The sequence below is a fragment of the Arthrobacter sp. SDTb3-6 genome (assembly GCF_013376095.1).
Lineage (GTDB): Bacteria > Actinomycetota > Actinomycetes > Actinomycetales > Micrococcaceae > Specibacter.
Genome location: NZ_JAAMFN010000077.1, coordinates 1 through 5,810, shown reverse-complemented (window position 1 = coordinate 5,810; position 5,810 = coordinate 1). Strand labels below are relative to the sequence as shown.

Annotated in this window: 4 protein-coding genes; all 4 read right to left on the bottom strand. The window is 64.1% G+C overall.

Annotated features, from left to right (window positions below; genetic code table 11):
• Positions 1 to 271: 271 nt before the first annotated feature.
• The gene (locus G6035_RS19120; RefSeq protein WP_176618690.1) at positions 272 to 1,573 is read right to left on the bottom strand and encodes an MFS transporter; all 1,302 of its coding nucleotides are present in this window, start codon (positions 1,571 to 1,573) and stop codon (positions 272 to 274) included.
• A 101-nt stretch (positions 1,574 to 1,674) separates the two neighbouring features.
• Positions 1,675 to 3,147, bottom strand: a complete 1,473-nt coding sequence (locus tag G6035_RS19115; RefSeq protein ID WP_176618689.1) for an alpha/beta hydrolase domain-containing protein — start codon at positions 3,145 to 3,147, stop codon at positions 1,675 to 1,677.
• Positions 3,148 to 3,257: 110 nt separating this feature from the next.
• Positions 3,258 to 4,094: a LysR family transcriptional regulator gene (locus G6035_RS19110; protein ID WP_176618688.1), complete on the bottom strand. Its 837-nt coding sequence runs from the start codon at positions 4,092 to 4,094 to the stop codon at positions 3,258 to 3,260.
• An 800-nt stretch (positions 4,095 to 4,894) separates the two neighbouring features.
• A complete protein-coding gene (locus tag G6035_RS19105; RefSeq protein ID WP_176618687.1) occupies positions 4,895 to 5,473 on the bottom strand; it encodes a DUF6431 domain-containing protein in 579 nt (192 codons plus the stop codon).
• Between the last annotated feature and the right edge of the window lie 337 nt (positions 5,474 to 5,810).

Sequence of the window (5,810 nt, the reverse complement as noted above, 5' to 3'; positions counted from 1 at the left end):
GGATTGGAAGGGGCCCGGCGGAGGTGCACAATCCCTGCCGGGCCCTCTGTCATTCCTTGGGGCAGCGGGGCCCCATTGCTGTCCTCCGCGGTCGGCTGCCAGCTGCGAAGCCGTTGCCTGCGGGCCGCGCCGGTCCACAGGGTGGATTCTTGTGACCGGTGGTTATCAAGCTTGTATCCACCGCCAAGGGCGCGTGCCGCCGTCGTACCGTAAAGGGTATAAGACCGCGGCACGCGCCCTCAGTATTTTGTGCGGCTTGCGCCGGGCTTAATTAGTCGACCAGTTCCTTCGACGGCACGGCGCCTTCTTCGACAGCCGGGGCGAAGTCCATGCCGCGGGTTTCCTTTGCGGTGGCCGCCGAGATCGCGGCCAGAACCATGCCCGCGGCCCCAAAGATAGCCACCGGCACCCAGCCGTCACGACCCGGCTGCTGGATGGCGGCGCCGATGGCCGGGGCAAAGCCGACAAGGACCAGGCCCAGCTGGGTGCCGAACGCGACCCCGGTGTAGCGGACTTTGGTGGGGAACATTTCCGTGTAGAACGATGCCTGCACCACGTTGCCGGCTACTGCGACAAGCTGCACGCCCAGGAACGCCACAAAGATCAGAGCAACATTACCTGTGCCCAGGGCCGCGAAGATCGCAAAGAACCCGACGGCGATCAACAACACGCTGCTGATAAACACCGGCTTGCGGCCAATCTTGTCCGACAGGACGGCCATGAACGGCTGCACCACCAACCCGACCACACCGGTAATCGTGCTGATGAGGATCAGCGTCGTCGCGTCAACCCCGGCAGTCTTCGTCCCGTAGGCCAAGGCAAACACGCCAATGATGGACCCGCTCAGGGCGAACAGGCTGCAAAAGATGACGCGGATGAGGTTGGCCCAGTGGTAACGAAAAATATCCAGTACCGGAATGGTCTTCACGACCGGGGCGTCGACGCGGGCATCGGTAAACACTTCCGGCTCATCCACCCTGGAACGAATCCAGAACGCGACCAGGGTCAACGGGCCAGCCAGTAGGAAGGGAATGCGCCAGCCGCCGCCAAGCAGGAAGCCCTCCCCTGCGGCGGTGATGGGCATGAACGACGCCCCGGCCAGCAACGTCCCAGCCACCACGCCCTGCATGGTCCAGCTGGTGTACAGGCCGCGCTTTTCCTTCGGTGCGTGCTCGGATGTCAGGGTGTTGGACCCGGCCTGCTCGGCGCCGGCGGATAAGCCCTGCAAGACGCGCATGGCGACCAATGCGATCGGGGCTGCGGCGCCCAGGACGTCATAGCCGGGCAGCAGACCGACGACGAAGGTGGCACCTCCCATTATGACGAGCGTGGTGGTCAGAACGGCACGCCGGCCAATCCAGTCACCGAGCCCGCCGAGAACGACGGCGCCCAAGGGCCTGGCGATGTATGCGACGCCGAAAGTGGCCAGTGAGGCCAGCAATGCTGCGTGCCCGCCGAGCCCGGCAAAGAAGACTTTGTTGAACACGAGCGCGGAGGCCGTGGCGAAGATGACAAAGTCAAAGTATTCGATGGTGCTGCCGGCGAATGCGCTGATGGCGGCGCGGCGGGCCATATTCGGCTGTGTGGGGGCTTTTGCCGAAGGGTTGGATGACATGGTGGCGCCTTTCACTTCACTGTGAATCTGGATTGCGGATCAAAAGGTAGAGGATTGCGTCAGGCGAGCCTGTTCCACAATTCCTGGGCGACGCCACGCAGCTGCCTGGCGCCGTCGTCATTCAGGTAGCCTGCGGCGCGCAGTGCCTCGTCGTGTCCGGCCACCGCAGAGAGGTAGTCGCCGAGCGAGGCGTACCTTGCACGAACCCGGTCCGCGTCGAAGAGTGACATGGTCCCGTAAACCTCACCCTCGTCCGAACCCGTAAAGGTTGCCAGCGGGTGGGCCATGAGCCCGAATCGCAACCCTCCTTGGACGTTGCCGTCCGCATCCCGGAGCAGCGACCCGTCCGGAGCGGTGTCGAAGTGTGCCGAGGCCGGTGCGGCCTGCCCCTCGCCGGCCCACGCCACCAAGGCGTCCATGGCTGCGATGATGGCCGGCTCCAGCGGAAACAGGTTCAACGCCTCAAGAAAGGCCCCGTCCATGGTCCGCGGCAGGCGGCCGGCACGCAGGATCTCCCCGCCAGCCGGGAGCACCGTGGAGCGCAGGTCGGTGTGTGGAGTGCCTGCCACCATGTAGTGGCGGCGCAGCGGCCCGTCAAGGTACCCCGGCTCCACGAGCCTGGTGCCGGCACCAAGCAGAGCAACGTCGCCTTCGGACGTGACGGTAATGTGCGGGACATCGAGATCCGGCAGGGGACGTTCCGTCGTCGCAAACGGAGTGGCGGCGGCGTCACCGTTACCTTGGCGCAGCGGCCGCACGAGTGCTGCCCCAACGGTGGCAAGGTAGCCGTCAAAGAGCCGCCCGCCGTTTGCCAGACTCGCCTGCTCGTGGAAGGCATATATCCAGGTGTTCAAGTAAATGGCCGACTGCGACTGGCCAATGAGGAACAGCAGCCGGGGACCACCGAGCCCGGTAATCGCGTGCCCCGCGGGGCTGCGCAGCAAAGTTCCGAGCTGGGTGAAAATGTCCCATGCCAGGCCTTCTTCGGCTCCCGGGAGCTCCTGAAACGGGTTCCATGAACCGTCATCCACGGCATTGAGGGCGGGTCGGGCGACGGCGTCCGGCAAGTCCCAGCTCAGCTCACCGTAGCGTTCCGGATCAAAGTTTTTCAACGCGTCCACGTTGATGGGCTTGGAGGTGACCCCGACATAGGTGTCGCCCCTGCCCATCCAATGGCTCCAGGCCCGGCGCCAGTGGTCCTCGACGTCGAAACCGTTGGATGCGTTGAGGATGTCCACCCAGACAACCCCGCTGGCAGTGGCAGCATCAGCAGGACGCCGGACCAGCAGCCGGTTGACGTACGGGATGCCGGCCGCATCGATCTGGGGGCGCCCGGCCCCGTCCGCCGAATAGACGTTGGCATTTCCGGAGACAAAGTACTCCTCCTCGACGTAGCCCCATCCGGCTAGGTCCACGGGTTTGACGGCATGCTGCATGGTGGAAAACGGATAGCTCCCGGGAGTGGCCGGAACGGGTCCGCTCAGTGCGGGGACGGCCGACAGGGTTGTGGAGAGGTTGAAGGTTTTGAGCATCTTTGGTCCTTGGAATGAAAGCGGTGATGCACGTCACGGTTTGTTAAAACCACATTGGCATCCGGTTGCCATTAGTGTCCAATATCAATGTTTACGCCAAGCGATAAGAGCTACTTATCACTGTCCGGCGTAGGGAACAATTCGCCAGCCACGTCAAGGACCTTGAGAAGAGCTCCCGACGCAGCGTCTTCACGCCAGGCGATCACGGAACGCAGCCTGCGGTCCACGTCAACCAGCGGCACGAACACCACGGCCCCAGACCAGGCGCCGGCCATGGCGTCCGGCACAACCGATATGCCCACGCCGGCGCTCACGAGCGCCAACATCGTGTAGGTGTCCGGAGCCTGCTGGACCACCCTCGGCGCAAATCCCGCGTCAAGGCATGCCTCCACCGCCATGTCGCCCAGCTTCAGTCCGGCCGTGGCCTCAATCAACACAAACGGGTCCTCGGCCAGGGACGCCAGGGCCACAACTTTCCGTCCGGCTGCACGGTGGTGAAGCGGGACGACGGCACACAGCGCCGCTTCGGACACCAGCCGGGAGGAGATTCCCGGCACCTGACGCTGTTCAGCCATGAAACCAATATCAAGCCCGTCGGAGGAAAGCTGCTCCAGCACGCCCACGGTGTGTAGTGAGGCGGAAATCCTCACCTCGATCCCGGGAAACCGCCTGCGCACCTCCCCCGTCAGCGTGGAAACTGCAGGGCCGGCCATTCCCCCGGCAAAACCCAGCCGGACCACGCCGTGGTCGCCGTCGACAGCATTGAGGGCAGCCCGCACCGCCGAATCGGCCGCCTTCAACGTTGCGCGGCATCGCGGCAGAAAGGCCCTCCCCGCAGGCGTGAGACCCACCGAGCGGGAATTGCGCACCAACAGCGGCGTGCCGACCCCGTGTTCCAGCTGGCGGATCTGCTGGCTCACGGCCGGCTGGCTAATGTGCAGGATCACGGCGGCCCGCCATAATTCAATTCATTGGCAACGGCGACAAAGGTGCGCATCCAGCGAAGTTCCATGTGTCAAGCGTAAGCAGACCGACGCCACCCAAGGTTTGGCTGAAACCCCGACAGCGAACGGCTGCGTCCGAGACGTAGGCTGGTATCCGTGAAGATCCGGTGATTGTCCAGGGGGAGGCCGCGTGGCCAACTCGCAGTCGGGCGAGTCCGTCATACGGCGTTTCGCGAAAATCGTTGACGCAATTGACGGCTCGCGCAACGGACTGGCCGTCTCCGGGCTGGCCCGCCGTGCAGACCTGCCGCTCACCACGACCCCCGCTCCGGCCGCGCGGATGGGTCGATCGCAAGACACCGCCAGGTGTAGGTCAGAAAATAGGGATGTCACGCCCAGCCGGAATACCACCAGTCCGCCAGCCGGCCCCAGGCCCGCCAGTCACCATTCGAGGAAGATAGGGCCACCCCTGACCAGCGCCACTGGCCGAGCGCCAATACCCATCACGTCCCGCTGCAATGGAATACCTAACTATGGTTCTCCGAATGCTGGCACCGAAGAGGTAGGTTTAGTACTGGCAACTACTCAACCAAGGTTCCCGAACAAAGCAGACGGCCCCAGTTGTTACCGAGCGCATTGTTTGACGATGGCGGCGTCGCCCTTCTTGGCGATGGGAATGGCGGGTTGGGTCGTCATCGTGACGCGGTGGTTGGCATTGCTGCCGGGCGGAAGAGATGGCAATCAGTGTCGTCGTAATGGTGACGTTTGTTTCAGGGCATGGCAAATCACGGTCTCGTCACTTTTTAGGTGCGCACGGGTGGGCTGAGCAGGTTACCTCGTGTGAAGTACCCGATCACGGTCCAAGGCGGCAGCTCGGTGCTTGCCAAGCGGTTGAAGGCCAGTGCGGCACCGGCCAAGATGTTCAAGCTCCAACCGAGCAGGCTCGGCCACTCCTTGGGGCGGAACAGCATGTCCGGGTTGAGGTCAAACGCGTGCTTCACCGCCTGTTCGTACAGCCAGTGGACGTGCTTCTCCGGGACCCGGCGGAACCAGCGCCGCACCGTCGAGACTGGCCGGCCCATCCCGGCGGCGATCGTGCGGTACCCGTTGCCGGCGGCCTTGGCCGCCAGCGCGGTCCCGATCACCTCCACAGTGTCGGCCCGGCGTAGGGTCAACGCAGCCGGCAACAGGACCTGGGTGCGCCTGCAGCCGCCGCACCGGGCGCGTCGCGGTTGTACGGTCACCCACTCCTGGCCCAGGCCGCGCACGGTCCGGGTGCGGGCGTGACCGTGAGGGTGCAGCGGCGCCGAGCAATGAGGGCAGGCCACTTCGCCGGCCAGCAAGGCTGTCTCCGTCTGTTCGGGGCTGCCCACGACCATCATCGTGCCTGCTCCTCTTCCTCCACCAAACGCTCATATCAATGACTCTTGCCTACCACACGCCCGGCGGGGAAGGAGCCACTTCGTGTAGAACAGCGAAGCCAGGAATGAATGCTTCACACCATGACCGGAGGACCGAGCAAAATCAAGCCACCAATGTGGCTACTGCAAAATTTTGTGCGCCGGCGGGAATAGCGGATCTGGTCGTCACGCTGACGCCGCCAACGAACCCCGGGGCCAAGACAGCACCATCGTCAGGCAACGCAACTACCCGCGGCCATCCACTGCGACGCGTAACACCCAGTCATGTAGGCCGTGGCATATCACCCTTTGATAGCCC